This window comes from Aquimarina sp. KJ22-3, from assembly GCF_055808215.1.
This window is the reverse complement of the sequence record NZ_CM147859.1, coordinates 3,985,646-4,010,609: the sequence shown is the minus strand read 5'-3', so window position 1 is coordinate 4,010,609 and position 24,964 is coordinate 3,985,646. Positions and strand designations below refer to the sequence as shown.

The following is a 24,964-nucleotide window of genomic DNA, read 5'->3' as shown; positions in this document are numbered from 1 at the left end:
AATAATGTAAGTATGAAGAAGCGAGCATTTAAAAAAGTAATCCTTCTGGGAGTGTTCTTATTACTGGTATTTCTGGGATACGGAGTGATCTCTAAACTAGGGGATAAACATAGAATTCAAAACACCTTGAACACCATTCCTAATTTTTCCTTCAAGACGCTGCAGGAAAGTTCCTTTACTCATATGGATTTAAAAAATAACTCAAATACTGTCTTTATTTATTTTAATAGTGCCTGTGAATATTGTCAGGAAGAGGCAAAATCTATAGCATCCAATTCTTCGATGTTTTCGGAAACCCAGATTTTAATGGTTTCTTCTCAGTCTCGCTCAGAGATTAAAGAGTTTGCTGCCGATTATGGTTTAGATGAATATCGGTTCATTACATTTTTGCAAGATGATCAAGATGTATTTTCAAGAGATTTTGATGCCACAAGCATCCCTTATATTTTGATCTATGATAAAAATAAGAACCTCGTAAAGAGGCATAAAGGTCAGCTTAATATCAATTATGTTTCTAATCTTATAAAATAATATAAATGTTTCGGGTAGCTAAGGATTATAAAAAAACTGAGAGGTCATTCGTTCTACAACACGATCAGAGTGATTGTGGAGTTGCGTGCTTAAAATCGGTAGTGCAATACTACAATGGTAATATAGGCCTTGAAAAACTTAGAAAATTAAGTGGGACAACTAGACAAGGAACTACTTTGTTGGGGTTATATCAGGCGGCGAATGCAATTGGTTTTACTGCTCAAGGAAATGAAGCAGATATACAGGCTTTAATAGATCATAAACAACCAGTGATATTACATGTTTTGGTAGATGATCGTTTGCAGCATTATGTATTGTGTTATGGATATGAAAATGGGAAATTTAAAATTGGAGATCCAGCAAAAGGGATTTGCTATTATTCGAAAGAAGAACTTGCAGAAATTTGGAAATCAAAAACATGTTTGACGCTTTCGCCAACCAACAAATTTATAGCTCATAAAACAGAACAAAAATCCAAAATAAAATGGTTTGTTGATCTTATCAAAGAAGATAATAAATTGCTAATCGTTAGTTCAGTTTTAGCGCTGCTAGCTTCTGTATTAGGTTTAGCAATGGCTATGTTTTCGCAAAAGCTTATTGACGATATTTTACCTTCAAAAGACTTTCAAAGATTAATAACTGGTATTGTATTGGTTGCTTTCCTGCTATTGATCAGAGTAATTTTTTCGGCTTTAAGATACTATTTACTTACACATCAAACACAGGACTTTAATAATCGAATTATCAGTGGGTTTTATTCAGCATTATTGAGTTTGCCTAAGTCATTTTTTGATACCCGTAAAATTGGAGAATTGGTATCAAGGTTAAATGATACTGAGAACATACAACGAGTAATACAAACCGTGACTAATGATTTTGTGGTGAATTTGTTCGTATCAATAGTTTCTATTTCATTTTTGTACTATTATTCATGGCAAGTCGGGGTGATAGCCACAATAAGTCTTCCATTCTATTTTTTATTAATGTATCGATTTAACTCCAAGATTATTAAATCGCAAAAGGAGGTTATGCAAAGTAGGGCTCATAACCAGAGTAACTACATTGCTACAATGAATGGAATCGCGACTATAAAAAATAATAATAAGCAATCCTTATTTAAAGAACAGAGCGAAGCTATCTATGGTTATTATCAAAAACAGGTTTTCGAGTTGGGTAAAATCAAGGTTAGACTTTCATTGCTGTCTGGGGTTTTTGGGGTTGTTTTCTTATTAGGAATACTAATGTATACTTCGTTGTCGGTTTACTATGATACCATGATGCTGGGAGAGTTAATGGCTATTTTAGGCGTAGCAGGATCTTTATTACCATCGGTCGCAAGTCTCGCATTAGTTGCTATACCGGTGAATGAAGCAAAGGTAGCCTTTAATAGAATGTATGAGTTTGTTTCTAATGAAAAAGAGAATAATGGCGATGTAGAAGTAGCTGAATTTCAATCAATAGATCTTAGAAGTATTTCTTTTCGTTTTGCAGGAAGAAGTCAGTTATTAAAAGATGTTTCGTTACAGATACGTCAAGGGGAATTTGTAGGGATTGTTGGAGAGAGCGGCAGTGGTAAAAGTACCTTGTCTCAGATTATACAAAATTTTTATGAACCTGAGAATGGTGAAGTGTTGATTAATAATAAAATAGCATTGCGAAATGTGAAACTGGATTCCTGGAGAGATAAAATTGGTGTGGTCGAACAAAATATCCAGATGTTTAATGCTTCAATTTTAGAGAACATTATTTTAGGTGATAGAAAAGATCCAAAGGAGATAGAGAAGTTCTTTAAAGATTATGGTTTTGATACGTTTATTTCCCAATTTCCCCAAGGATATGCAACTATGTTAGGAGAGGAAGGGATTAACTTATCAGGAGGGCAAAAACAAGTTATTGCACTGGCAAGAGTATTGTATAAAAAACCTCAATTGTTAATATTAGACGAATATACGTCTGCAATGGATAGAAAAACTGAAAACTTTTCTTTTGATTTATTAAAACGTATTAAAAAAGATGTTGGGATAGTTTTTATTACCCATCGTTTGCATACGTTACCTAAAATTGCGGACCGTATTTATGTGATTGATAATGGAAAAACAGAGGTTCACGGTTCTCATCATGAGCTCTTACAGACATCTAATTTTTACAGCGATTATTGGAATGAATATCATAAATAAGAAATAATTGTCTATTCCTTGTTCTTCTCTTCAATCCATCTAGACATGTACTCTGTGCTACGTAGAGTATGATGTTGTAGCATGGATCCAATAAAATTCTTAGAACGGTGCTTGGGTAGATTCGCAATTAGATCATCAATGGTGTTGTAAAAAGAATTCGTGAATTTTTCTTTTTGAAAGCGAGTATTAATAATTTCGATACCATTTTGTTGAGATTGTCGCCATAAATTTTGATCGGTATACAGTCGTATAGCGGCTTTGACAAAAGCAAGTGGATCTTCTTTGATAAAGCCATTCCAGTCCTGATCGTCATCGAGCATACCTTCGTTACCTATAGAAGTAGTTACGCTAGGGGTTCCGCAAAGCATAGCGTCTGCTAGTTTCCCTTTTATTCCGGCGCCAAAACGAAGAGGAGCCAAACAAACTCTTGCATTTTTGATCACTTCTTTTGCATTTTCTGTCCATCCTTTGATGATAAAACCGTCTTTTGTGTTGTGCAATTGCATGGCTTTTGGGGGAGGGTAGGCTCCATAAATATGTAATTCGGCTTTAGGAAGTTCTTTTCGAATCAAAGGCCATATATCCTCTTTGAGATATAAAATACTATTCCAGTTGGGTGCATGTCGAAAATTACCAATAGTTACAAAATGTGCCCTTTCTTCATATAAAGGCCATTTCTCTATAGTAGTGGGTGTGATACTTGGTAATAGGAAAGGTAGATAGTGCAATAGCTCATCATTAATATTGAAAGTGTTTTTTAAAAGCTCCATCTCATAGTCTGAAATGATCAACGAAAGATCGGATCGATAAATGCTAGCTATTTCTCTTTTGGTAATCTCTTCATCCAATAGATCTTGATGTTCGAACTTTTTACCGGCTTTCAAAAGAGCTTCCCTGGTTTTTCTAAGGGAGTGTAAATCTTCTGTATTTAGAATTCTTAAGGCGTTAGGGCAAGTATTAGACACTCTCCATCCAAACTGTTCTTCGATCATGAATCGATCAAATATCACGATGCTTGGATCTAAATTTTTTAGAATAGTATCAAAACTAGAGTTATTGACTTCTATGTTTATTATTTGAATTCCAATACTTTGCAAGTCATACATGTTTTCGGTGGGGTTTGCCGTGCTTGCAAAAGTAATTTTAAACCCTTTTTCCAGTAATAGTTGTATAAGTTGAAGCATTCTGCTACCTGCAGCAGACGATTTAGGTTCTGGCCAAACGGATCCTATAATAAGTACATGCTTCATGATTATAAGTATCAAAAAAGCCTCAGATAACTGAGGCTTGATTATATTTTTAAAATAGTTTCTTTATAGCTTAGAGAAAAGTGCTTCCATTTTTTCCTTTTCTTCTCTGGCAAGTTCTTGATCTACCAAAATTCGACCACTGTGCTCGTCAGTAATGATTTTTTTGCGAGAAGCAATCTCCATTTGAACTTGAGGAGGAATAGTAAAGAAAGAACCTCCAGAAGCTCCACGCTCGATAGGAACTACTGCTAATCCATTTTTTACGTTACTTCTTATTCTCTTGTAAGCAACAATTAGACGCTCTTCGATTTCTTTCTGAAAATCTTCTGATTTTGCGATTAATGCTTGCTCTTCTTTCTCGGTTTCTGCTAGGATAGCATCAAGCTCACCTTTTTTGTGAGATAAGTGCTCATTACGTTCACCAAGTTTGTCTTTGGTTTGTGTGATGATTTCGTTTTTCTGAACGATCTGCGCTTTGTGCTCTTTAATGTGCTTTTCAGCTAATTGAATTTCTAATTCTTGAAATTCAATTTCCTTACTTAATGAGTTGTATTCGCGGTTGTTTCGAACATTTTTCTGTTGCTCTCCGTATTTTTTAATCAAAGCTTTAGCTTCTTCAATCAAATTTTTCTTGTTCTTGATACTATCATCGATAGTCTCCAGATCCGTAGTAAGCTTTTCTAATCTTTTATTTAATCCGGCTACTTCATCTTCAAGATCTTCAACTTCTAAAGGTAGTTCTCCACGTACGTTTCTGATCTCATCAACTCTAGAGTCAATTAATTGCAAGTCGTATAATGCTCTTAATTTTTGCTCAACAGTAACTTCTTTCTTTGCCATATTTTACAGGTATTGAATTGGATTGGTGTTTTTATCCGATAAAATGATTGCAAAATTACTGATTTTTTTCTAAGATAGCTAACAATTAGATTTTTTGTGTACTGTTCGCTTTCATAATGCCCAATATCAGCCAATATTAGCTTTTTTTCAGCCTCGTAAAATTGGTGATATTTAAGATCTGCCGTAATAAAAATATCAGCACCTGCTCTTTGCGCATTTTTTATAGCAAAGCTACCGCTTCCTCCTAGTACAGCTACTTTTTTGATGGGTTTTCCTAATAATTGAGAGTGTCTCACACATCCGCTCTTAAAGGTTTTTTTGATGTGCTTTAAGAAATCTAATTCATCCATGGTATCTGGAAGTTCGCCAATCATTCCCATCCCTATATTTTGATTGGTATTTTCAAGGGTGGTCACTTCATAAGCCACTTCTTCGTAAGAGTGATTATTAAAAAGAGCTTTCAAAATAGCGCTTTCCAAATGTTTTGGAAAGGTAACCTCAATTTGACTTTCTTTTTCGGTGTGCGTTTTTCCAATTTCTCCGATAGAAGGATTTGCGGTCTCAGAAGCTTGAAATGTTCCCAAACCTTCACTAGAGAAACTACAATTGGAATACTTGCCAATAGTTCCTGCTCCAGCTTCAAATAGTTTAGACTTCAATTGATCGGCTTCAGCCACAGGAGCGTAAGTAACCAGCTTCTTAATGGTTTTTTGCTGTGGAATTAATATCTGTCGGTTGATTAATCCTAGTTGTTCACAGATCATATCGTTTACCCCGTGTAGGGCATTGTCCAAAGCAGTGTGAATTGCAAATATGGCTATATCGTGTTTGATCGCTTTGGTCACTACACGATCAACATAAGTCTTGCCATTGAACTTTTTGATTCCTTTAAAGACGATAGGATGGAAACTAACAATCAAATTACAGTTGTTCTCAATAGCTTCGTCAATTATAACTTCTAATGTGTCTAGAGTTACTAAAATTCCTGTAACCTCTGTATCCGGTGTCCCTACCAATAATCCAACATTATCAAAATCCTCTGCATAAGATGTTGGTGCCAAAGCTTCTAAATGTTGAATAACCTCTTTAATTAACATTGTGATTTCTTTTTATTAAAAAATGGAATGTAAAAAAACTTTTAGCAATAATCAAAGTTTCGTTTTATACTTTTGTGCGTATGAATGTGCTTCGGAAATTACTTTTACCCATAGTTCCTATTTATTACCTGATTACATGGTTTAGAAACAAAATGTATGATCTTGGTATAAAAAAATCTACTAGTTATGAGTTCCCGGTTATCGCCGTGGGGAATCTAAGTGTTGGAGGGACAGGAAAAAGTCCGATGGTGGAGTATTTGATTCGGTTGCTAAAAGATCATACTAGAATTGCGACTTTAAGTAGAGGATATAAGAGAAAAACTAAGGGATTTCAAATCGTAAAAACGTCTTCTGAAGCTGTAGATGTTGGAGATGAGCCGCTGCAATTTAAAACTAAGTTTCAAGATGTTTTGGTAGGAGTAGATGCGGATCGACGTAATGGAATCCATCAATTGCGATCTCAGGACCCACAACCCGAATTGCTAATTCTTGATGATGCGTATCAACATCGGAAGGTAAAAGCTGGATTTTATATTTTGTTGACTCCTTATTATGAGTTATATAGTGAAGACGTCGTTTTGCCTACAGGTAATTTGAGAGAACCACGTAGTGGTGCGCAACGTGCAGACATTATTATAGTAACCAAATGTCCGGCTTCAATAACAGAGCAGGAGCGGAACAAGATAGAGAAGAAACTCAATGTTTTGCCTCATCAATCCTTATTTTTTACTTCTATAGCTTATGAAAATACACTAGTGGGTGCGCAAGGAGCGCAGTCGGTAGAAAAATTTCACCAATTACCTTTTACATTGGTAACAGGAATTGCTAACCCGGGGCCGTTAGTTAATTATTACCACGAATTGGGACTAAAGTTTGAGCACTTAAATTTTCCGGATCATCATAATTTTACTGATAAGGATCTGGAAAAATTAAAAAAATGTGAGCGTATTATTACCACAGAGAAAGACTATGTGCGTTTATCCAAGCAGCTTGATGATACCACCGAGTTATGGTACCAGCCCATTTCAGTAAGTTTTATCGTAGCGCGGGAATTGTTTGATCAAAAAATATTGGAATGCATAAAAAAATGAGGTCAAAAAGACCTCATTCTAATTTTATCTAGGCTAATTCAAAAGCTTGTTTTACTAAGCTTAATTAGTACTTATCAATTCTTATGCCATTTATTATGTGGTGGTTTGTTTTTCTTTTAAAGCCTTATGTAACTTCGTGAAAAATTCCTCAGTTTTATAGGGTTTTGGAATGATATCATTAAATCCGTTATCGTAAAACTCATCCAGATTATCATCTAGAGTTACTGCAGTTAAGGCGATAATCGGAATCTCAGTATTAAATTCTCTAATTTGTCTAGTGGCTTCTATACCACTAATTCCAGGCATGTGGATATCCATGAGAATAAGATCATAAGTATTTTCTTTTACTTTGTGTACCGCAATATCTCCATTGTCAGCAACATCGCAAATGATTTTGTTCTTTTCAAGAATTTTTCTGGTAATCAGCTGATTGATTTTATTGTCTTCTACAATCAGAATGTTTTTATCGATCATTACTTTATAATCGATTTTCTTAGCTTCTTCAGAGTAATTCGTGCTTTTGTCTTCCACGACCTCAAATTTTAAATCAAAAAGAAACTTAGAGCCTTTACCGAGTTCACTTTCTAATTTAATCTCGCTATCCATTAGATTAAGAAGATTCTTTACAATAGAAAGTCCTAATCCTGTACCTCCAAATTTTCGATTGATTTGAACAGAACCTTGGGTGAAGTTTTCAAATATACTTTGTTGTTTCTTTTCAGAAATTCCCACACCATTATCCTCAATACTAAAGTTGAGGAAAACTTTGTTTTCAATCATGCTAATTAGCTTAACTCTTATCCAGATATCGCCGTTTTGTGTGAATTTTATAGAATTTCCGATTAAATTAATCAAGACCTGAGAAACCTTTAATGGGTCTCCTTTTAGTTTAGCAGGTACATTGTCATCGAATTCGTAGTGTAGTTTGTTATTTCTGTCTTTTGCAGATTTACCCAAAGCGATAAGTACATCGTTAATTCTTTTCTTGAGATTGAAAGAAGTATTTTCGATTTCTACTTTGTTGGCTTCTAATTTGTTTAGATCTAAAATGTTGTTGATAAGAGATAAAAGGTATTCTCCCGAGAACTTAAGGGAATTTAGATGTTCTTTTTGATTAGGTGTTGGGCTTTCTTCTAATAGTAAATGGGTTAGTCCCGTTACCGCATACAAAGGTGTACGTAATTCGTGAGTAATGGTCGACAAGAACTGTACCTTTGCTTCACTTGCTCTTTCTGCATTTTCTTTTGCCAAGATGAGTTCTGTGTTTTTATTTTGAAGCAGTTCGTTGGCTTTGGCTCGCAGATTATTGTTTTTATACAAAGAAAGCGTAAGTAAAGAGAGTATAGTAATGAGTGCGATACTCAAAATGGTAGTAAGTCTTCCTAGTTTTAAAGATTTTTGTTGTTGAATATTTTCTTCTGTCAACTCTTCAATCAATACATTGTTTTCGTTCAAATTCAATTTAGCTCCTGCTTCCTGAGCAATAATCTCTTTATTGATATTAAATAGAGAATCTTTTATTTTCTGATGGGTCTTTAAGTGATCAAGAGAGGTAAGAAAGTTTTGTTGCTTTTCAAAAATCCTGCTGTATAACTTGTAGCATTCTGATCGAATTTCGGGATATTTTTTTCTTTACCGATTTGAAGGGCAAGTTCATTGGTTTGTCGTGCCTCATCCGGCATATCCAACATCAATTGAGCTTTTGCTTTATTTACATAAAGTTTAGCCTTAAAGTAATGCATGTCAAACGAATCAATCATCGGGAGTCCACTATTGAAATGTTGGATGGCTAGATCAGGTTTTTTTGAGCCAATGCCAATATACCAAGGTTGGTCTTTATTGGGCCTTGATACCCTGAAATATCGTTTTCTTGAGTTAAGGTAAGTGCAGAATTTAAAGCTTCTTCAGCAACGTCATACTTTTCAAGTTTGGTGGCAATTGCTCCATAAATCATATAGGAATGCGCCAACATTTCCTCATTCTCTTCCTCTTCTTGAATTTTTATAGCATCTAGAATCTGATCTTCTGCTTGATTTAAATCACCGAGTTCTCTGTATAACTTAGCCAAGACCATATTCGTTTTAGAGATATAGATACGATCTTGATTTTGTAAAGCGATTTCTTTTGCTTGAATAATGTTAGAAAGGGCAAGTTCTAGTTGAGCCTGATCAATTGAATTTGAAGCTCTTACTAAATAACTTTCAATAGAATCCTTGACCTGATTGTTTTTTGCAATTTCTGGAATTTGAGCAGACGCATAAAAACAACAGATACATAAAAATTTGAATATAAAAAATCTGATTTGGGTTGGCATTTTTCCTTTGAAATATGTCAACTAATATAGTTATTTCTTACAAATGTTAATAATTAAATCTATTATTCTATGACTATAGCCTATCTCATTGTCATACCATCCGATAATTTTTACCATTTTTCCGATAACAGATGTCATCAGAGAATCAAAAACACAGGAGTGTGGATTTCCAATAATATCGATAGAAACAATTGGATCTTCAGTATAGGCTAATATACCGCTTAGATTGTTTTCTGCGGCTTGCTTAAAGGCATTATTTATCTCTTCTATCGTAGTTTCTTTTTTTACGTTAAAAGTAACATCAGTCAAAGATCCATCGGGTACAGGTACTCTTATTCCGCAGCCTCCTATAACCGAACTTAACTCAGGAAAAATTTTGGTCAGTGCCTTGGCGGCTCCAGTAGTGGTGGGAACAATAGATTGCCCAGCAGCTCGTGCTCTTCTCAAGTCACGGTGGGGTTGGTCATGTAAACTTTGATCTGTGGTATAGCTGTGTACTGTGGTAATATAAGCTTGTTCGATTCCGCAAAGATCATTAACCACCTTGATCATATGCGCTGCATTGTTTGTAGTACATGAAGCGTTGGATATGATAGTTTCTGATCCATCCAAAATATCATCGTTTACTCCCAAAACCACAGTTTTAATCTGGTCATCCTGAGGCGGTACAGAGAGGATTACTCTTTTGGCTCCAGCATTCAGGTGTTTTTCTAATAATGGTCTGGTCTTAAATTTTCCGGTAGCCTCTACCACAATATCCACTTCATAAGAACTCCAATCACAATGTTCTGGATCCTTTTGATTAAGAAGAGGAATCTTTTTTTCGTTAACAATGATATGGTCCTGGTCGTATGTTACCTCCAACGGTAAAACGCCATGGATACTATCATACTTTAGTAAATGACTAAGAGTTCTTGCATCTGCAAGATCATTTATGACCACAACTTCAATTTCAGAATGATCGATAAGCAATCTAAAAAGACTTCGTCCAATTCTTCCAAAACCGTTGATGGCAATTGTAATAGGGGTATTCATTACTTCCTAACTGATGCTTTTTTGTTTAGGTCAAATGTTTTTGTGCTTTGTATGAGGATCTCACCAATGCGCCACTCTCAACATGCCTGAACCCCATTTCTAAACCTATTTTTTCATATTTCTGAAATTGATCTGGTGTAATGAACTCTTTGACAGGTAAGTGTTTTTTACTAGGTTGAAGATATTGCCCAATAGTCACGATATCCAGGTTCACTGCCCTAAGATCCTTCAGCGTTTGTATTACTTCTTCTTCGGTTTCACCCAGCCCTAACATAATTCCACTTTTGGTGCGATTAATGCCATTATCTTTCAGATATTTTAATACCTGAAGACTTTGTTCATACTTTGCCTGAATGCGCACTTCTCGAGTAAGTCGTTTTACCGTTTCCATATTGTGTGAAACCACTTCTGGTTTTACTGCTATTATACGGTCAATGTTTTTGGTTTTTCCTTGAAAATCTGGAATTAAAGTTTCTAGCGTAGTTTCTGGGTTCATTCGCCGTATAGCCTGAATGGTTTCTGCCCAGATGATAGAACCTCCATCTGCCAAGTCATCTCGATCCACCGAAGTAACTACAGCATGTTTGATGTTCATTATTTTGATAGAACGCGCTACTTTTTCGGGTTCTTCCCAATCTACAGTTTCTGGTCTACCGGTTTTTACCCCGCAAAAACCGCAGGAACGGGTACAGATATTACCAAGGATCATGAAGGTAGCGGTTCCCTCACTCCAGCATTCTCCCATATTAGGACAACTACCAGAAGTACAGATAGTGTGTAAGTTGTATTTGTCTACAAGTCCTCGTAGTTCGGTATATTTTTTCCCCGTTGGGAGTTTTACTCGTAACCACTTTGGTTTTGTTTTTGGCGGAGCTACGCTACTTACGTCATTGTTCATACAAGCAATATTTTTAGCAAAAATACGAAGAAAGGTTTGATTAGTATGTAGTTCTTATAAAAGTTATGTTTTCTATAAGAGTCTATCCTATTTCTAGTTTTTATCCAAAGGTTTTAGTCCCATTTTTGATCAGGTTTTTTCCTGTTTAGATTCAGTTGTATGATCCTAATATGCTGTTATTCATGTTGTTACATTTGTTTTGAATTTTTTAACAAAGGTGGTATCCGAAAAACCTAAATAGAGTAGGAGAACTCTTAAAACCATTAATTATGAAAAAACTAACAGTAATGATCATGGGTGTAATGCTTTTGTTATCAGGAGCATGCGAGAAAGAAACAGATTACGAACCACAAAATTCGATTACCGATAGCCAAGTCGGAGTTGAAGAGGCCGTAGAAGGTAAATATGGCGGGCGATACTGCGTATATTTTATCGAATACGGTAGGTGGGTTGCAAGTCCATTCGGGTTTTATTGTAACAAAAACTTACCGGGAATTTGTAACATCGAAAGATTTTGTTTCCCAGAGATTATTTTCGATCCATGTTGGTTAATTCCTTGTTGGGTAGAAATTTTTGACCCTTGGGACATTTATGAAAAAATTAACCCAAGAGAATTTGAATCCATTCGTGATAAACTGGAGCTAGAAATTGATCCAAGAATTGGGTCTGCTCCGTTTGCACTCAATGAACAAATTGCAGGATTACAGTTCTATGAGCAAAATGAGCTTATGGAAATTCGAGACAAAGAATCTGGTGTTTTTTATTTGGAAAACGATCTCAAACTAGATGCAGAAACAAGTAGATCATTGGGATTATTCGGGAATACTGTTAAAGCTGGAAAGTATCCGGTGTTGGTGAATCCTGAAAATGAAACCTTTAATGTTATTTTATCTGTTGAAAAAGGATTCGAAAGGTAGTTGCTATCAAACAAGACCAAAAGCCGGTATAGAATTGCTATACCGGTTTTTTTATTTATAATTCATAAAATTATTTTAACATGAGGTTAAAATTAAGTTAACATAAAATTTTTTTCAGATTTAAAAGTTATCAAAGCAAAACGAGGAAAAATGATGCAAGAGGAATTAGTCAGTCCTAAAAAAAGACAAAACGATCGTAAGCGTGTAGAAAAATGGTTGTTGAATAACCACAGATATATCAATATTACTGCGATAGAAAAAGAGATTTCGGCACCAAAAGGCTTAGTGCAAAAATTTGTGAAATACGATAAAAAGATTAACGACAAATGGATAGATCCACTGTTTGTTGTCATCAAAAGGTTTACTACTTTTAATTTAAGGTAACTAGCATAATACCTTACATACCAAAAATTAAGTGTTGGGATTAGTAATAATCTCGGATAATAATTTTTTGGCCCTCAATAATTTTACTTTTACATTATTAATAGGCTCATCTAGAGACTCAGCAATTTCTTTATAACTTAATTCCTGAAAATACCTGAGATTAATTACCTGCTGGTAATTTGGTTTTAGTTGTTTTATGTATAGTAACAACTGTGCCAGGTTTTGTTCGGTAATTAATTTATCTTCTGGTGTAGGGGTGTCATCGATTATTTTATATACTCTATCATCTACCTGAGTTGTGGTTTGGGATTGTATAGAAGCATTCTTCTTTCTTAATAAATCAATATGAATGTTTTTAGAGATCTGTATCAACCAGGTTTTAAAGGTGTACTCTTCTTTAAAAGTACCTATTTTATCAAAGGCTCTTGAAAAACTCTGAATGGTAATGTCTTCTGCATCATATTCATTTTGAGTTCTTTTCAGTTGAAAATTATATACGTCATTCCAAAAAGTATCCAGCAAATAATTAAACGACATTTGCTTACCTTCTTTAGCATTTTCGATATGCTCTTGTAATGAAATAGAGTCTTCTTTTTTCAACGATTTATTTTTGAATAGAATAGTTGCTGCCTAAGCTTAATTTATTTGGCATGCTCAGTTTCGTTACAACTAGAATATTGATCCGGAGTTTTACCACAAAGCGAACAAGATTCTCCTTCTTTATTAAGAAAAGGGCTTTGACTAGCACAGGTTCCAGCAAATTTACCATCCTTTTTTGCCCATAATTTTATGGCAATCCCTGCAAAAGCCAAAAGAAGTAAACCTACGGTAAGTAATAGAAGTTTCATAACAATTAAAAATGTACTTAAATAGGAAGCAAAGATACAAAGAAAGTGTGGTAATACAGAAAATGTTAAATGATATTAACTTCGGTCTCTAGATTAATGTTAAACTTCTCTGTAATTTCTTTTTGTATCTCGCGAGAAACATTTAGAATTTCTTGTCCTGTAGCATTGCCGTAATTCACCAAAACTAAAGCTTGTTTATTATGCACTCCGGCATCACCCCATCTTTTGCCTTTAAAACCGGCTTGTTCAATTAACCATCCTGCAGGTATCTTTATATGGTTCTCATCTATGGTATATGACGGAATTTCTGGAAACCTATCTAATAGGTTTAGGTATTGACTTTTGGAGACTACGGGATTTTTGAAGAAACTACCACTGTTACCGATCTCTGATGGGTCTGGGAGTTTACTCTTTCGTATCTGGATAACGGCATCCGCAACATCTTTGATGGTTGGGTCCTGAATGTTTTGAGCAGAAAGTGCAGCTTCTATTGCTCCATAACTAGTGTTTAAGACATGATTCTTTTTACGTAGTCTGAAAGAAACCTTTGAGATAACGTATTTGCCTTTGACCACATTTTTAAAAATAGAGTCTCGGTATCCAAATTTACAATCTTCATTAGAGAACGTATATTTCTCTCCAGTTGCTATTTCAAATGCCTCGCAGTTGATCATAGTGTCTTTTAATTCAACACCATATGCTCCTATGTTTTGAATGGGAGCGCTGCCCACATTACCAGGGATAAGCGACAGATTTTCTAATCCACTGTATCCTTGCTGTATGCAATATTGAACAAACTCATGCCAGTTTTCACCTGCATTAGCGGTTACGCATACATATTCATCCGATAATTCTTCAGTTTCAATTCCTTTCAGAGTAAGATGTAAAACAGTAGCTTCGATATCTTTGGTAAGTAGCATATTGCTACCCCCGCTAAGTATAAAAAGCGTTTTGTCTTTATAAACTTGAAGTGCTTCTTTAAGAATGGATTCAGAACTGATTTCAATATATTCACGGGCAAACACCTCAATGCCAAAAGTGTTATATTTTTTTAAGGATTTGCGCTGCTCAATTTTCATTAACTGTTGTATTTTTCCAAGGCTACTCGTAATATTTCAATGGCTTTTTTTAAATCTCTTCGATTCAGTACATAAGCTATTCTTACTTGATTTAACCCCTCATTTGGGCTAGAGTAAAAACCAGATGCTGGTGCTAACATAACGGTTTCTTTGTTCAATTCAAATTTATCGAGTAACCATTGTGCAAAATGATCTGCATTATCGATAGGTAATTCGGCAATACAATAAAAAGCGCCCATAGGTTCGGCTACTTTTACCCCAGGAATTTCTCTTAGGCCTGCAACCAAAGTATCCCTACGATTTTTATATTTCGAAACGGTTTCCTGATAATAAGATTCTGGAGCTTCTAGAGCAGCTTCACTGGCAATTTGTGCAAAAGTAGGAGGGCTTAACCTAGCCTGAGCAAATTTCATCGCTGTTTCCATAACACTTTTGTTTTTGCTAACGATACATCCAATTCGTGCGCCGCACATGCTGTATCTTTTGGATACAGAATCTACTACAATAGCATGATCATCCAGCTCTTTTTCCTGTAGCACCGAATAGTGTTCGATATCGTCGTATACGAATTCGCGATATACCTCGTCCGAAATCAAAAACAAATCATATTTGATCGCTAGCTTGGCTAATTGTTGTATTTCGTCTTTGCTATATAGATAACCCGTGGGATTACCTGGATTACAGATCAATATCGCCTTAGTCTTTTTGGTAATCAGCTTTTCAAACTCTTCGATTGCAGGTAATGCAAATCCCGTTTCCAATTTTGATATCACAGGAACTACTGTAACCGTAGATTGCGTAGAAAAACTATAGTAATTGGCATAAAAGGGTTCTGGTACAATGATTTCATCTCCCGGATCAGTAATGCTACCCATCGTAAAAATCAAAGCCTCACTACCTCCGGTAGTTACTAAAATATCATCAGACGTTATTGTGATATCATGTTTGGCATAATATCCCGCCAATTTTTTTCTGAAACTTTCAAAACCTGCAGAATGACTATAGGCTAGTACATCCAACGAATGGTTTTTTACCGCTTCCATAGCTTCAATAGGCGTCTTAATATCAGGTTGACCGATGTTAAGATGATAAATATGCTTGCCTTCTTTTGCTGCTTTCTCTGCAAAAGGCACCAATTTTCGGATTGGTGATTCTGGCATTGCTTTACCTTTTTGAGATACAATAGGCATCTGATCTGATTTTAAAAATAAAATAGCGGTAAATTTCTTAAATTATTTAAGAATTAAATACATATTAACGACTATTTTTCAACTATTTTTCTATATTTAGAGGAATGAAGATTTTATCACAGAAATTTTATCATTTTCTTAAAAGCAAGGTTCTTGTTTTCCTCCTATTTTTCAATGTTGTAACGTTTTCTCAGTCTCACTTCAGTTTACCTGCCGGATCGTCTAGTGACAAAATAAAATTCGAGTTAGCCAATAACTTAATGATTATCCCTGTTTATGTTAATGGAGTAGAACTTTCTTTTATTTTGGACACTGGTGTAGGTTCTACAATTATCTTTAGTGTTGACAACAAAAATTCTTTAGAGCTTAAAAATGCTTCTAAGATATACCTTAGAGGGTTAGGTGATGAAGCACCTGTAGAAGCGATTAAATCCGTTAGTAATGAAGTAAGAATAGGTAAAGCACTTAGTGCATCACATACTATTTACTTGGTTTTGGATGAGTCGATCAACTTTTCTCCAAGAATGGGGTTTCCTATTCATGGGATTATAGGATATGATTTTTTTAAGGACTTCATTATGGATATTAATTATTCGAACAACTATATAAAAATCAACAGACCAAGTACCTATAAGTACAAAAGATGTAAAAAGTGTTATCAAACGGATTTAGGGTTTCAGGATCAGCATAAAAGACCTTTCCTGACCGCAAAATATAAGTCCAAAAAAGGATTGATAGATGTAAACTTGCTATTGGATTCGGGTTCAGGATCCTCTCTCTGGTTGTTTGAAAATAAAGAAAAGGGGATAGAAGTTTCAGAAAATTCATTCAGAGATTTTTTGGGTAAAGGTTTTAACGGGGATATCTATGGTGAACGAACTAAAATAGATGAATTACATATCGGTGATTTTATGCTTAGAGATGTTACCACATCATTTCCGGATTCTGTATACATCAAAGGAATTTCGGTGAATAATAGGCAAGGTTCGCTAGGAGGTGGGGTGTTACGAAGATTTAACGTGATCATGGACTATCCCAACAAAAAAATATCTCTTAAGAAAAATAACTATTTCGAAAAACCTTTTCATTATAATATGAGTGGATTAACGATCCAGCACGTGGGGTTTGCATTTGCGAAGGATTATAACGAAAAAGACCGATTTTACATAGGGTTGAATAAAATCATAAACCAAAAAACGGTACAATTTACCAATGATTTTGTGCTAAAACCTAAATACGAAATTTCGGATGTTCGACCAGGTTCTCCCGCGGAGGAAGCAGGGCTTAAAAAAGGAGACATTTTGATCGAGATCAATGGGCGAAAAGCCTATACCTATAAATTGTCAGAACTTAACGATTTGTTTTATCTGGAAGAAGGAAAGAAAATAAGGCTTAAGATAAAGCGATTAGGCGTTGAGATGCGTTTCGATTTTAATCTTAGAAAAGTAATATAAAAGAAAAGGATTGTCATCAGACAATCCTTTTTTATAGTCAGTATTTAAACTTTTAATTTTCTAGAACGCTTTTGCTAAGGACAGTTCCTTTAATTTTTATAGCCATTGTAGGGCTACTTGCTGCGTTAGAAGTAACGGTAATTGTTTTACGAATAGGTCCAACTCTTTTGGTATCGTACTTTACCTCGATTACACCAGTTTCTCCCGGTGCGATAGGAGCCTCAGGCTTTTTTGGAATGGTACATCCGCAGCTTGAATATACTCTTGAAATCACTAAAGGAGCATCTCCAGTGTTTTTGAATTCAAATTGACGAACGCCATCACTTCCTTTGGCAATCTCACCATAATCGATAACTTCAGTTTTAAATTCTATTTCGGCTTTACCATCCTGCGCTTTCACAGCAAAACTGACAAGACCTATAAATAAAATCATCATCACTTTTTTCATAATGTAGGTTTTTGTTACGTGTAAAAGTAATCACTTTTTAATCAACATCAAAATTGATGTTGCCTAGTACTAACGTTAAAGTGAGGATAATATTCTATCTTTTTTTACCATATTATGCGTTTTGGTTAACAAATTTTTCGCAGCAATGGTCATAATTTCTGATATCACACTTTATACTTCGTACTATAATAATTACTTTTGCACTTCAAAATTTCCAAAAATCGGACCAAAGTATGGCATTAGCAGCAAAATATGATGCAAAATCGGTAGAAGAGAAGTGGTATAGCTACTGGATGAAAAACAACTATTTTCATTCTGAAGTAGATGAAAGAGAGGCGTATACTATAGTAATTCCTCCTCCAAATGTGACAGGGGTCTTACACATGGGGCATATGCTTAATAATACCATTCAGGATGTGCTGATAAGAAGAGCTAGACTGAAGGGATACAACGCCTGTTGGGTTCCGGGGACGGATCATGCCTCTATTGCTACTGAAGCCAAAGTAGTAGCAAAATTAAAGGAAGAAGGTATTAGCAAGAACGATCTTACACGAGAAGAGTTTTTGAAACATGCATGGGATTGGACTCATAAGCATGGCGGGATCATTTTGGAACAGCTTAAAAAATTAGGAGCATCTTGTGATTGGGAGCGAACGGCATTTACAATGGATGACAACCTGTCAGCTTCGGTAATCAAAGTTTTTGTGGATTTATACAACAAAGGCTTGATTTATCGCGGATATCGAATGGTAAATTGGGATCCAGAAGCCAAAACTACCCTTTCTGATGAAGAAGTGATATATGAAGAAAAGCAAGGGAATTTATACTACCTAAATTATAAGATTGAAGGAAGCGATGATTTCTTAACTATAGCTACCACAAGACCGGAAACCATCTTAGGAGATACTGCTATTTGTATCAATCCTAATGATGAGCGTTTTAAGCATCTTAAAGGAAAAAAAGCTATCGTTCCTATCGCTAATCGTGCAATTCCGATCATTGAGGATGATTATGTAGATATGGAGTTTGGAACAGGATGTCTAAAAGTTACTCCGGCGCATGATCAAAATGATAAGGAGCTTGGTGATAGACATGGTTTAGAAGTAATCGATATTTTTAACGATGATGCGACTTTAAACGCACTTGGTCTACACTATGAAGGTAAGGACCGTTTTGTGGTTCGCAAGGAAATCGTAAAAGAGCTGGAGGGTATTGGTGCTTTAAATAAAATCGAAACGCACCTCAATAAGGTAGGAACTAGTGAACGTACAAAGGCAGTTATCGAGCCTAAATTAGGTGACCAGTGGTTCTTGAAAATGGAAGATTTGGCAAAACCTGCTCTGGATGCGGTTTTGAATAAAGAGGTAAACCTAGTTCCTGAAAAGTTCATAAATACCTACCGTCATTGGATGGAAAACGTACGGGACTGGAATATTTCTCGACAGTTATGGTGGGGGCATCAAATACCTGCTTACTACTATGGTCAAGGGAAAGAAGATTTTGTAGTTGCTGAGAGTAGAGATGAGGCTTTGGCTTTGGCTCAAGAGAAGACAAATAACTCTGCACTTACTGATGCAGATTTGACTCAAGATCCCGATGCTTTGGATACCTGGTTTTCTTCCTGGTTATGGCCAATGACCGTATTTAATGGTATTTTGGAACCAGAGAATGAAGAGATCAATTATTATTATCCAACCAATGATTTGGTTACCGGTCCGGATATATTGTTCTTTTGGGTGGCACGTATGATAGTTGCTGGATATGAGTACAGAGATGAAAAACCTTTTACTAATGTTTATTTTACAGGATTAGTTCGAGATAAGCAAAGGCGTAAAATGTCTAAACAGCTTGGAAATTCTCCGGATGCCTTAGAGTTAATCAATAAGTTTGGAGCAGATGGAGTAAGAGTAGGTTTGCTATTGAGCGCTCCAGCAGGAAATGATTTGATGTTTGATGAAGAATTGTGTGATCAAGGGAGAAAATCATTTGTTAATAAATTATGGAGTGCTTTAAATCTTATAAAGGGATGGGAGGTTGATGACTCTGTCGAACAACCAATTTCTTCTAGGATTGCTATTGAATGGTATAATTCCAAGTTTCAAAAATCTTTGGTTGAACTAGAAGAAAGTTATAATCAATATAGAATTAGTGATGCATTGATGACAACTTACAAACTTATCAGAGATGATTTTAGTAGTTGGTTATTAGAAATGATTAAACCGGCATACGGTAGTCCAATAGATGGAAAAACCTATAATGCGGTGATTGCTATTTTAGAAGACAATCTAAAGGTAGTTCATCCTTTTGCTCCATTTATATCTGAGGAGATTTGGCAACAGCTTGCAGAACGAAATGATGATGAAGCTTTGATTATCGCCAGCTGGCCAGAGGCGAATGAAGTTGATGAGAACTTGATTCAAGGATTTGAAATGGCTTCAGAGGTGATTTCTGGGATACGGACTATTCGTAAAGAAAAGAATATAGCGTTCAAAGAGTCTATCGAGATGATGGTGTTGAATGTCCAAAATAATAGCACTGAGTTTGATTCAGTAATTGCTAAAATGGGTAATCTATCCACATTAGCTTATGTAGACGAGAAAGTAGATGGTGCGCTTTCGTTCCGAGTAAAATCGAATGAATATTTTATTCCTATTTCCGGAGCTATTAATGTAGAAGAAGAAATTAAAAAGTTAACTGAGGAGTTGACTTACACCGAAGGTTTCTTGAAATCTGTGCAGAAAAAATTGCAAAATGAACGTTTTGTAAATAATGCTCCAGAACAAGTTATTGCCAACGAGCGAAAGAAAGAAGCAGATGCCGAAGCAAAAATTCAAACGCTAAAATCAAGCCTTGAGAGTTTGCAAAACTAAACAAAAGGGCTATAAATAATAAAAAAGCACCTTGAAGAAATTCAAGGTGCTTTTTTTAATCGGTTATATACTTATTTACGTATTCTATATACTTTAGTTTGGCTTCTTCCGGTGTTAAGTCTTTAACCTGAAACAAGGCATTTAACTTAAAAGCATTCCTGAGTTGACTATTCCCAGATGGAGTGTAAAACCCATCAGCATGTGTAGCCTGCTTATAATAGGCATAGAAATGAAGCATAACGTCCGGCGGAAATTGCATTTTTGTATTGCAAGCCTTCTCATATGCTTTTTCAAAAGCAATATTTAATTCCTCATTGGTCATGACTAAAGATTAGCTATAACACTTTCTCCTCCTCTTACTTTTTGATTTAAAGTAACATTAAGTTCGGTACCTATTGGTAAATAAACATCTACTCTCGATCCAAATTTGATAAAACCGCTATCCGATCCCTGAGTAACTTTTTCACCTTCTTTTGCGTAGTTCACAATTCTTTTGGCCAAAGCACCTGCAATTTGTCTGTAAAGTACTTCAACTAGATTATTTTTTACTACTACGGTAGTTCTTTCATTTTCTTCTGATGCCTTTGGGTGCCAGGCAACCAAATATTTCCCAGGATGATATTTGCTAAAGATCACTTCTCCATTGATGGGATGGCGAGTTACATGTACATTTATTGGAGACATAAAAATAGATACCTGTAACCTTTTGTCATCAAAGTGTTCTTTTTCATGCACCTCTTCGATAACTACCACTTTGCCGTCTACTGGTGCCACTACTGTGGTGTCACTCACTGAGGTTTTTCTTTTAGGGTTTCTAAAAAACTGTAGTATTAAAAATAGTAGGACTAGACTTAAAGCCAGTATAGCAAATCGCCATTCATCATTCTGGATGGCCACATATGAAGCAACATTGATACCTATAAATAATACCAAAGTTATCGAGATGATTTTATATCCTTCTTTATGAAACATATTTCAAAATTTGTAAAAATGCATATAGAAATGGGCTTGCAAAAATAACACTATCCAATCGATCATAAATACCACCATGTCCAGGCATTATAGATCCACTATCTTTTACTCCAGCCTGTCTTTTGAACTTCGATTGTATTAGATCTCCCAATGTCCCAAAAATACTCATAATTATGCTTATAATCAACCAAATTGTAAGTGTAAGTGTATGAGATATGGTGGCTATAAGGTATCCGGCAAGGATGGAAAAAACAAATCCACCTACGAATCCTTCGATTGTTTTTTTAGGAGATATGCGCTCTAGTAACTTATGTTTTCCAAAATTCTTACCTACCAAATACGCAAAACTATCGTTGGTCCATGTAATTAAAAAGGCCCCTGCAATGATTAGGGGTTGATAGTCGCCAGAGTAATTAGGAGTTAGTGTTAAAAAGGTAATCGAAGTGATGAGATAGAAAATACTCGTCCCATATTTTCTTTTTTCGAACATAGGTATGATCCTGATGGTAAGAAGATCTTTGATCAAAAATAACTCTGTAATTAAGGTAAGCACCAAAATAGGAATGATGAGGTATAACTGATGCTGGAAAAAATTCATCAGAGCGAAAAAGAAAATGAAAAGGATGTACAGTCTTTTATTTTGTAAATTAATTAGTTTTTGAAACTCGTATACGGATATCATGCCGAAAATAAAAAATACACCTATGAATGTATATTTGGATACGAATATGCATACCAGTAGGATTACGACGTATAAAAAACCTGATAAAGACCTAGTGAGCAGTTCTTTCATCTACTTGTAATTGTTGTTTTTGTTGATGCGGAAGTGTACGTCAAGGATCATGTTGGTTAGTGCCAAATTAATGATTCGGCTGATTTTGAATCATAAATCTTCCAGCAGGAGCAAATATAAATTTTTTGAACTACTTCCATAGCTTAAGAAATCCTTTTCTTTTTGCGGTTCAAAATCTTTAATGGTAGTAATGTTTGAAGGAATGGCGTTTTTGTTTTTGTCTTTAATTCCTTTTAATCCTTCTCCGATGCTCTTAACTAATTGACTTGTAGAGGCTAAAATCACAAAATTATCCGGTAGTTCAGTAAGTTTTTTTTCTCGTAATTGATTGGAAGAAACTAATATGGCACCGCTATCTGCGATTAAATATTCGCAGGTAGCGAAAAAGAAAGAAGCATTCGAATTTTTGACGTAATTTAAATTGTATCCAGAAAATTTGTGTTCCAGACCAATGTCAAAACAGCAAACATCTTTTTCATACCAATCATTCTCCAATAGGATCTTGTCAAAAGAATCCAGGACCTCTTCATCTTTGTCACAGTATAAAAACTTACCACCGTTTCTTTTGAAATTCATCATGAAACTTTCATCGACAGGTAGGTCGATTTCCGGCATGTATTTACTGCGATCATCAATGTGACGCTCCTTACTCTTTTGGTCTGATTTAGATTTTGATGAAAATAATCTTCTAAATAGACTCATCTTTGGATTATGATTCGGGAATTACAATTTTAAGCTATCTTCAAAGATAAAAAAATCTTAACCAAAATTCTGTTCGGTTAAGATTTTTCATTTTACAAGTAAAAATATCTTTATTAAGAAGGCTCAGGAATGATTTCTTCTTCTTTTTTACCAAATGGACGCTCCCCGAATATCTTCTCAAGGTTATCCTTAAAGATCACTTCTTTTTCTAGTAATACTTCGGCAAGCTCAGTTAATTTATCTTTATGCTTCTCTAATAAATCAATTGCTCTTTGGTATTGTGTCTCAATAATATTTGAAATCTCTTTGTCGATCAACTCACTAGTTTGTTCACTATATGGTTTTGCGAAACTGTATTCACTTTGTCCAGACGAATCATAGTAAGTAAGATTACCAATTTTATCATTAAGCCCATAGATAGTAACCATAGCTCTTGCTTGTTTGGTTACTTTTTCAAGGTCGCTTAACGCACCTGTAGAAATTTCATTAAAGATCACTTGCTCCGCAGCACGACCTCCTAATGCAGCACACATTTCGTCCAGCATTTGATTTGGTCGAACGATTAATCGTTCTTCAGGAAGATACCAAGCAGCTCCCAAAGATTGTCCTCTAGGAACGATGGTTACTTTTACTAGGGGTGCAGCATGTTCTAACATCCAACTTACTGTTGCATGACCAGCTTCGTGGAAAGCAATAGCACGTTTTTCTCCTGGTGTAATGATTTTGTTTTTCTTTTCTAATCCACCAACAATTCTATCTACAGCATCAAGGAAATCTTGTTTTCCTACGGCTTTATTACCTTTTCTGGCAGCAATTAAAGCAGCCTCATTACATACATTGGCGATATCTGCTCCAGAGAATCCCGGCGTTTGCTTAGCAAGGAAATCTGTGTCAAGTTCGTTATCTAATTTTTTGAGAGGTCTTAGGTGTACCTCAAAAATTTCTTTACGCTCTCTTACATCTGGCAGATCTACGTAGATCTGACGATCGAATCGTCCAGCACGCATTAATGCTTTATCCAATACATCTGCACGGTTGGTAGCAGCAATAACAATTACATTGGTATTGGTTCCAAAACCATCCATTTCTGTTAGTAGCTGGTTAAGGGTATTTTCTCTCTCATCGTTAGATCCAGAGAAATTACTCTTACCACGTGCTCTACCTATAGCATCAATCTCATCGATAAAAATGATCGCTGGAGATTTTTCTTTAGCTTGTTTAAATAAGTCTCTTACCCTTGAAGCTCCAACCCCTACAAACATCTCAACAAAGTCAGATCCTGATAGTGAGAAAAAAGGTACTTTAGCTTCACCAGCAACCGCTTTAGCCAAAAGCGTTTTACCTGTTCCTGGAGGTCCTACCAATAAGGCACCTTTAGGGATTTTACCTCCTAGAGACGTATATTTTTCTGGATTTTTAAGGAAATCTACAATCTCTTGTATTTCTTCTTTGGCCCCTTCCAGACCAGCAACATTTTCAAAAGATACTTTTACATCTGTATTTTGGTCAAAAAGTCGTGCTTTGGATTTTCCAATATTAAAGATTTGCCCGCCAGCACCTCCACCAGCACCTCCACTCATTCTTCTCATAATAAAAATCCATACCCCAATGATAAGGGCAAATGGTAATAGTGTGATGAAAATCTCTCCCCAGAAACTACTTTCGGTGTCATAACTAACTGTAGTGCTCAGGTTATTTTCTTTCTTTATCGTGGCAATCTTATTTTCAAAATTCTGAAGATCTCCAAATTCAAATTGGTAATCGGGATCACTAGGGCTTTTAGGAAGGATAGATTTGCTTCTTCCTTCTTTGTGTTTATCCAAAGCTCTAGCTTCGGGAGTTAGAAAAACTTTAGCTTGTCTGCGATTAGTAACAACAACAACTTTTTCTACTTCACCTTTTTCTAAAAAGTCCTGGAATTCTGAAGGAGAGGTGTTAGGAGCAGATCCAAGGCCACTGCTACCACCCATAAAATTTAATACTAAAAAACCAACAATAATAATAGCGTATATCCAATATGCGCTAAATTTTGGTTTTTTATTTGGTTCTGGTTTTTTATTTTCTTTCGCCATTT

At 35.4% G+C, this 24,964-nt stretch carries 24 protein-coding genes and 1 pseudogene; 7 read left to right on the top strand and 18 right to left on the bottom strand.

The features are described from left to right. Positions 1 to 12: 12 nt before the first annotated feature. Positions 13 to 531, top strand: a complete 519-nt coding sequence (locus tag AC0L3Q_RS18495) for a TlpA family protein disulfide reductase (protein WP_473281801.1) — start codon at positions 13 to 15, stop codon at positions 529 to 531. Positions 532 to 536: 5 nt separating this feature from the next. After that, complete coding sequence (locus AC0L3Q_RS18490; protein ID WP_473281799.1) at positions 537 to 2,708, top strand: peptidase domain-containing ABC transporter; 2,172 nt, start codon at positions 537 to 539, stop codon at positions 2,706 to 2,708. Positions 2,709 to 2,719: 11 nt separating this feature from the next. Here the strand turns inward: AC0L3Q_RS18490 and AC0L3Q_RS18485 are convergent, their stop codons facing one another. The 3 genes and pseudogenes from AC0L3Q_RS18485 to AC0L3Q_RS18475 form a co-directional block, all read right to left on the bottom strand. Further along, entirely contained in the window at positions 2,720 to 3,958 is a 1,239-nt protein-coding gene (locus tag AC0L3Q_RS18485; protein ID WP_473281797.1) for a glycosyltransferase family 4 protein, read from the bottom strand. 63 nt (positions 3,959 to 4,021) lie between these two features. After that, a complete protein-coding gene (locus tag AC0L3Q_RS18480) occupies positions 4,022 to 4,798 on the bottom strand; it encodes a zinc ribbon domain-containing protein (protein WP_473281795.1) in 777 nt (258 codons plus the stop codon). A gap of 3 nt (positions 4,799 to 4,801) precedes the next feature. Next, positions 4,802 to 5,895, bottom strand: a pseudogene (locus AC0L3Q_RS18475) (Nif3-like dinuclear metal center hexameric protein). Between the two features lie 80 nt (positions 5,896 to 5,975). Here AC0L3Q_RS18475 and lpxK point away from each other — a divergent pair. Beyond that, the gene (gene lpxK / locus AC0L3Q_RS18470; protein WP_473281793.1) at positions 5,976 to 6,986 is read left to right on the top strand and encodes a tetraacyldisaccharide 4'-kinase; all 1,011 of its coding nucleotides are present in this window, start codon (positions 5,976 to 5,978) and stop codon (positions 6,984 to 6,986) included. A gap of 93 nt (positions 6,987 to 7,079) precedes the next feature. Here the strand turns inward: lpxK and AC0L3Q_RS18465 are convergent, their stop codons facing one another. From AC0L3Q_RS18465 to lipA, 5 genes are all read right to left on the bottom strand, one after another. Continuing rightward, positions 7,080 to 8,447, bottom strand: coding sequence for a response regulator (locus tag AC0L3Q_RS18465; protein ID WP_473281791.1), 1,368 nt, complete (start codon positions 8,445 to 8,447; stop codon positions 7,080 to 7,082). 74 nt (positions 8,448 to 8,521) lie between these two features. Beyond that, the gene (locus tag AC0L3Q_RS18460; RefSeq protein WP_473281789.1) at positions 8,522 to 8,746 is read right to left on the bottom strand and encodes a hypothetical protein; all 225 of its coding nucleotides are present in this window, start codon (positions 8,744 to 8,746) and stop codon (positions 8,522 to 8,524) included. A gap of 29 nt (positions 8,747 to 8,775) precedes the next feature. Continuing rightward, positions 8,776 to 9,321, bottom strand: a complete 546-nt coding sequence (locus AC0L3Q_RS18455; RefSeq protein ID WP_473281787.1) for a hypothetical protein — start codon at positions 9,319 to 9,321, stop codon at positions 8,776 to 8,778. 9 nt (positions 9,322 to 9,330) lie between these two features. Further along, on the bottom strand, positions 9,331 to 10,335 hold the full coding sequence (gene gap, locus AC0L3Q_RS18450) for a type I glyceraldehyde-3-phosphate dehydrogenase (protein ID WP_473281785.1): 1,005 nt from the start codon (positions 10,333 to 10,335) through the stop codon (positions 9,331 to 9,333). Positions 10,336 to 10,360: 25 nt separating this feature from the next. Next, a complete protein-coding gene (gene lipA / locus AC0L3Q_RS18445) occupies positions 10,361 to 11,233 on the bottom strand; it encodes a lipoyl synthase (RefSeq protein ID WP_073317298.1) in 873 nt (290 codons plus the stop codon). 269 nt (positions 11,234 to 11,502) lie between these two features. On the opposite strand from lipA, the gene AC0L3Q_RS18440 reads away from it, so the two are divergent. Then, a complete protein-coding gene (locus AC0L3Q_RS18440) occupies positions 11,503 to 12,150 on the top strand; it encodes a hypothetical protein (RefSeq protein ID WP_473281783.1) in 648 nt (215 codons plus the stop codon). A 150-nt stretch (positions 12,151 to 12,300) separates the two neighbouring features. Then, positions 12,301 to 12,534 carry a hypothetical protein gene (locus AC0L3Q_RS18435; RefSeq protein WP_073317304.1) on the top strand — a complete coding sequence of 78 codons (234 nt, stop codon included), beginning with the start codon at positions 12,301 to 12,303 and terminating at the stop codon, positions 12,532 to 12,534. A gap of 27 nt (positions 12,535 to 12,561) precedes the next feature. Here AC0L3Q_RS18435 and AC0L3Q_RS18430 read toward each other — a convergent pair whose 3' ends face one another. From AC0L3Q_RS18430 to AC0L3Q_RS18415, 4 genes are all read right to left on the bottom strand, one after another. Continuing rightward, positions 12,562 to 13,134, bottom strand: coding sequence for an RNA polymerase sigma factor (locus AC0L3Q_RS18430; protein ID WP_244548161.1), 573 nt, complete (start codon positions 13,132 to 13,134; stop codon positions 12,562 to 12,564). Positions 13,135 to 13,175: 41 nt separating this feature from the next. Further along, complete coding sequence (locus AC0L3Q_RS18425) at positions 13,176 to 13,382, bottom strand: membrane or secreted protein (RefSeq protein ID WP_073317309.1); 207 nt, start codon at positions 13,380 to 13,382, stop codon at positions 13,176 to 13,178. A 65-nt stretch (positions 13,383 to 13,447) separates the two neighbouring features. Next, complete coding sequence (gene murB, locus AC0L3Q_RS18420; protein WP_473281781.1) at positions 13,448 to 14,461, bottom strand: UDP-N-acetylmuramate dehydrogenase; 1,014 nt, start codon at positions 14,459 to 14,461, stop codon at positions 13,448 to 13,450. Further along, on the bottom strand, positions 14,461 to 15,651 hold the full coding sequence (locus AC0L3Q_RS18415; protein WP_473281779.1) for a pyridoxal phosphate-dependent aminotransferase: 1,191 nt from the start codon (positions 15,649 to 15,651) through the stop codon (positions 14,461 to 14,463). Before AC0L3Q_RS18415 ends, murB begins: the two co-directional genes overlap by 1 nt. Positions 15,652 to 15,755: 104 nt before the next feature. Here AC0L3Q_RS18415 and AC0L3Q_RS18410 point away from each other — a divergent pair, with 104 nt between their 5' ends. Then, positions 15,756 to 17,105 (top strand): retropepsin-like aspartic protease, encoded by a 1,350-nt coding sequence (locus tag AC0L3Q_RS18410; protein ID WP_473281777.1) that lies wholly within the window; start codon positions 15,756 to 15,758, stop codon positions 17,103 to 17,105. Between the two features lie 52 nt (positions 17,106 to 17,157). Here the strand turns inward: AC0L3Q_RS18410 and AC0L3Q_RS18405 are convergent, their stop codons facing one another. Then, positions 17,158 to 17,553 (bottom strand): DUF1573 domain-containing protein, encoded by a 396-nt coding sequence (locus AC0L3Q_RS18405; protein ID WP_473281775.1) that lies wholly within the window; start codon positions 17,551 to 17,553, stop codon positions 17,158 to 17,160. Between the two features lie 233 nt (positions 17,554 to 17,786). Between AC0L3Q_RS18405 and AC0L3Q_RS18400 the strand changes: the two genes are divergently transcribed. Beyond that, positions 17,787 to 20,423, top strand: a complete 2,637-nt coding sequence (locus AC0L3Q_RS18400) for a valine--tRNA ligase (RefSeq protein WP_473281774.1) — start codon at positions 17,787 to 17,789, stop codon at positions 20,421 to 20,423. A 55-nt stretch (positions 20,424 to 20,478) separates the two neighbouring features. On the opposite strand, the gene AC0L3Q_RS18395 is transcribed toward AC0L3Q_RS18400, so the two are convergent. The 5 genes from AC0L3Q_RS18395 to ftsH all read right to left on the bottom strand — a co-directional run bounded on the left by AC0L3Q_RS18395 (position 20,479) and on the right by ftsH (position 24,962). Beyond that, entirely contained in the window at positions 20,479 to 20,745 is a 267-nt protein-coding gene (locus AC0L3Q_RS18395) for an acyl-CoA-binding protein (protein ID WP_473281772.1), read from the bottom strand. A 2-nt stretch (positions 20,746 to 20,747) separates the two neighbouring features. Continuing rightward, positions 20,748 to 21,395, bottom strand: coding sequence for a phosphatidylserine decarboxylase family protein (locus tag AC0L3Q_RS18390; RefSeq protein WP_473281771.1), 648 nt, complete (start codon positions 21,393 to 21,395; stop codon positions 20,748 to 20,750). Continuing rightward, positions 21,385 to 22,188: a phosphatidate cytidylyltransferase gene (locus tag AC0L3Q_RS18385; RefSeq protein ID WP_073317331.1), complete on the bottom strand. Its 804-nt coding sequence runs from the start codon at positions 22,186 to 22,188 to the stop codon at positions 21,385 to 21,387. Before AC0L3Q_RS18385 ends, AC0L3Q_RS18390 begins: the two co-directional genes overlap by 11 nt. 90 nt (positions 22,189 to 22,278) lie before the next feature. Further along, positions 22,279 to 22,890, bottom strand: a complete 612-nt coding sequence (locus AC0L3Q_RS18380) for an LUD domain-containing protein (protein ID WP_073317333.1) — start codon at positions 22,888 to 22,890, stop codon at positions 22,279 to 22,281. 113 nt (positions 22,891 to 23,003) lie between these two features. Beyond that, complete coding sequence (gene ftsH, locus AC0L3Q_RS18375) at positions 23,004 to 24,962, bottom strand: ATP-dependent zinc metalloprotease FtsH (protein WP_073317336.1); 1,959 nt, start codon at positions 24,960 to 24,962, stop codon at positions 23,004 to 23,006. Positions 24,963 to 24,964: the final 2 nt, after the last annotated feature.

Bases quoted from the DNA above. Each gene is read 5' to 3' on its own strand.
- AC0L3Q_RS18495 (WP_473281801.1), top strand. From the start codon at position 13: ATGAAGAAGCGAGCATTTAAAAAAGTAATCCTTCTGGGAGTGTTCTTA.
- AC0L3Q_RS18490 (WP_473281799.1), top strand. From the start codon at position 537: ATGTTTCGGGTAGCTAAGGATTATAAAAAAACTGAGAGGTCATTCGTT.
- AC0L3Q_RS18485 (WP_473281797.1), bottom strand. From the start codon at position 3,958: ATGAAGCATGTACTTATTATAGGATCCGTTTGGCCAGAACCTAAATCG.
- AC0L3Q_RS18480 (WP_473281795.1), bottom strand. From the start codon at position 4,798: ATGGCAAAGAAAGAAGTTACTGTTGAGCAAAAATTAAGAGCATTATAC.
- lpxK (WP_473281793.1), top strand. From the start codon at position 5,976: ATGAATGTGCTTCGGAAATTACTTTTACCCATAGTTCCTATTTATTAC.
- AC0L3Q_RS18460 (WP_473281789.1), bottom strand. From the start codon at position 8,746: ATGATTGATTCGTTTGACATGCATTACTTTAAGGCTAAACTTTATGTA.
- gap (WP_473281785.1), bottom strand. From the start codon at position 10,335: ATGAATACCCCTATTACAATTGCCATCAACGGTTTTGGAAGAATTGGA.
- lipA (WP_073317298.1), bottom strand. From the start codon at position 11,233: ATGAACAATGACGTAAGTAGCGTAGCTCCGCCAAAAACAAAACCAAAG.
- AC0L3Q_RS18440 (WP_473281783.1), top strand. From the start codon at position 11,503: ATGAAAAAACTAACAGTAATGATCATGGGTGTAATGCTTTTGTTATCA.
- AC0L3Q_RS18435 (WP_073317304.1), top strand. From the start codon at position 12,301: ATGATGCAAGAGGAATTAGTCAGTCCTAAAAAAAGACAAAACGATCGT.
- AC0L3Q_RS18425 (WP_073317309.1), bottom strand. From the start codon at position 13,382: ATGAAACTTCTATTACTTACCGTAGGTTTACTTCTTTTGGCTTTTGCA.
- murB (WP_473281781.1), bottom strand. From the start codon at position 14,461: ATGAAAATTGAGCAGCGCAAATCCTTAAAAAAATATAACACTTTTGGC.
- AC0L3Q_RS18415 (WP_473281779.1), bottom strand. From the start codon at position 15,651: ATGCCTATTGTATCTCAAAAAGGTAAAGCAATGCCAGAATCACCAATC.
- AC0L3Q_RS18410 (WP_473281777.1), top strand. From the start codon at position 15,756: ATGAAGATTTTATCACAGAAATTTTATCATTTTCTTAAAAGCAAGGTT.
- AC0L3Q_RS18405 (WP_473281775.1), bottom strand. From the start codon at position 17,553: ATGAAAAAAGTGATGATGATTTTATTTATAGGTCTTGTCAGTTTTGCT.
- AC0L3Q_RS18400 (WP_473281774.1), top strand. From the start codon at position 17,787: ATGGCATTAGCAGCAAAATATGATGCAAAATCGGTAGAAGAGAAGTGG.
- AC0L3Q_RS18395 (WP_473281772.1), bottom strand. From the start codon at position 20,745: ATGACCAATGAGGAATTAAATATTGCTTTTGAAAAAGCATATGAGAAG.
- AC0L3Q_RS18390 (WP_473281771.1), bottom strand. From the start codon at position 21,395: ATGTTTCATAAAGAAGGATATAAAATCATCTCGATAACTTTGGTATTA.
- AC0L3Q_RS18385 (WP_073317331.1), bottom strand. From the start codon at position 22,188: ATGAAAGAACTGCTCACTAGGTCTTTATCAGGTTTTTTATACGTCGTA.
- AC0L3Q_RS18380 (WP_073317333.1), bottom strand. From the start codon at position 22,890: ATGAGTCTATTTAGAAGATTATTTTCATCAAAATCTAAATCAGACCAA.
- ftsH (WP_073317336.1), bottom strand. From the start codon at position 24,962: ATGGCGAAAGAAAATAAAAAACCAGAACCAAATAAAAAACCAAAATTT.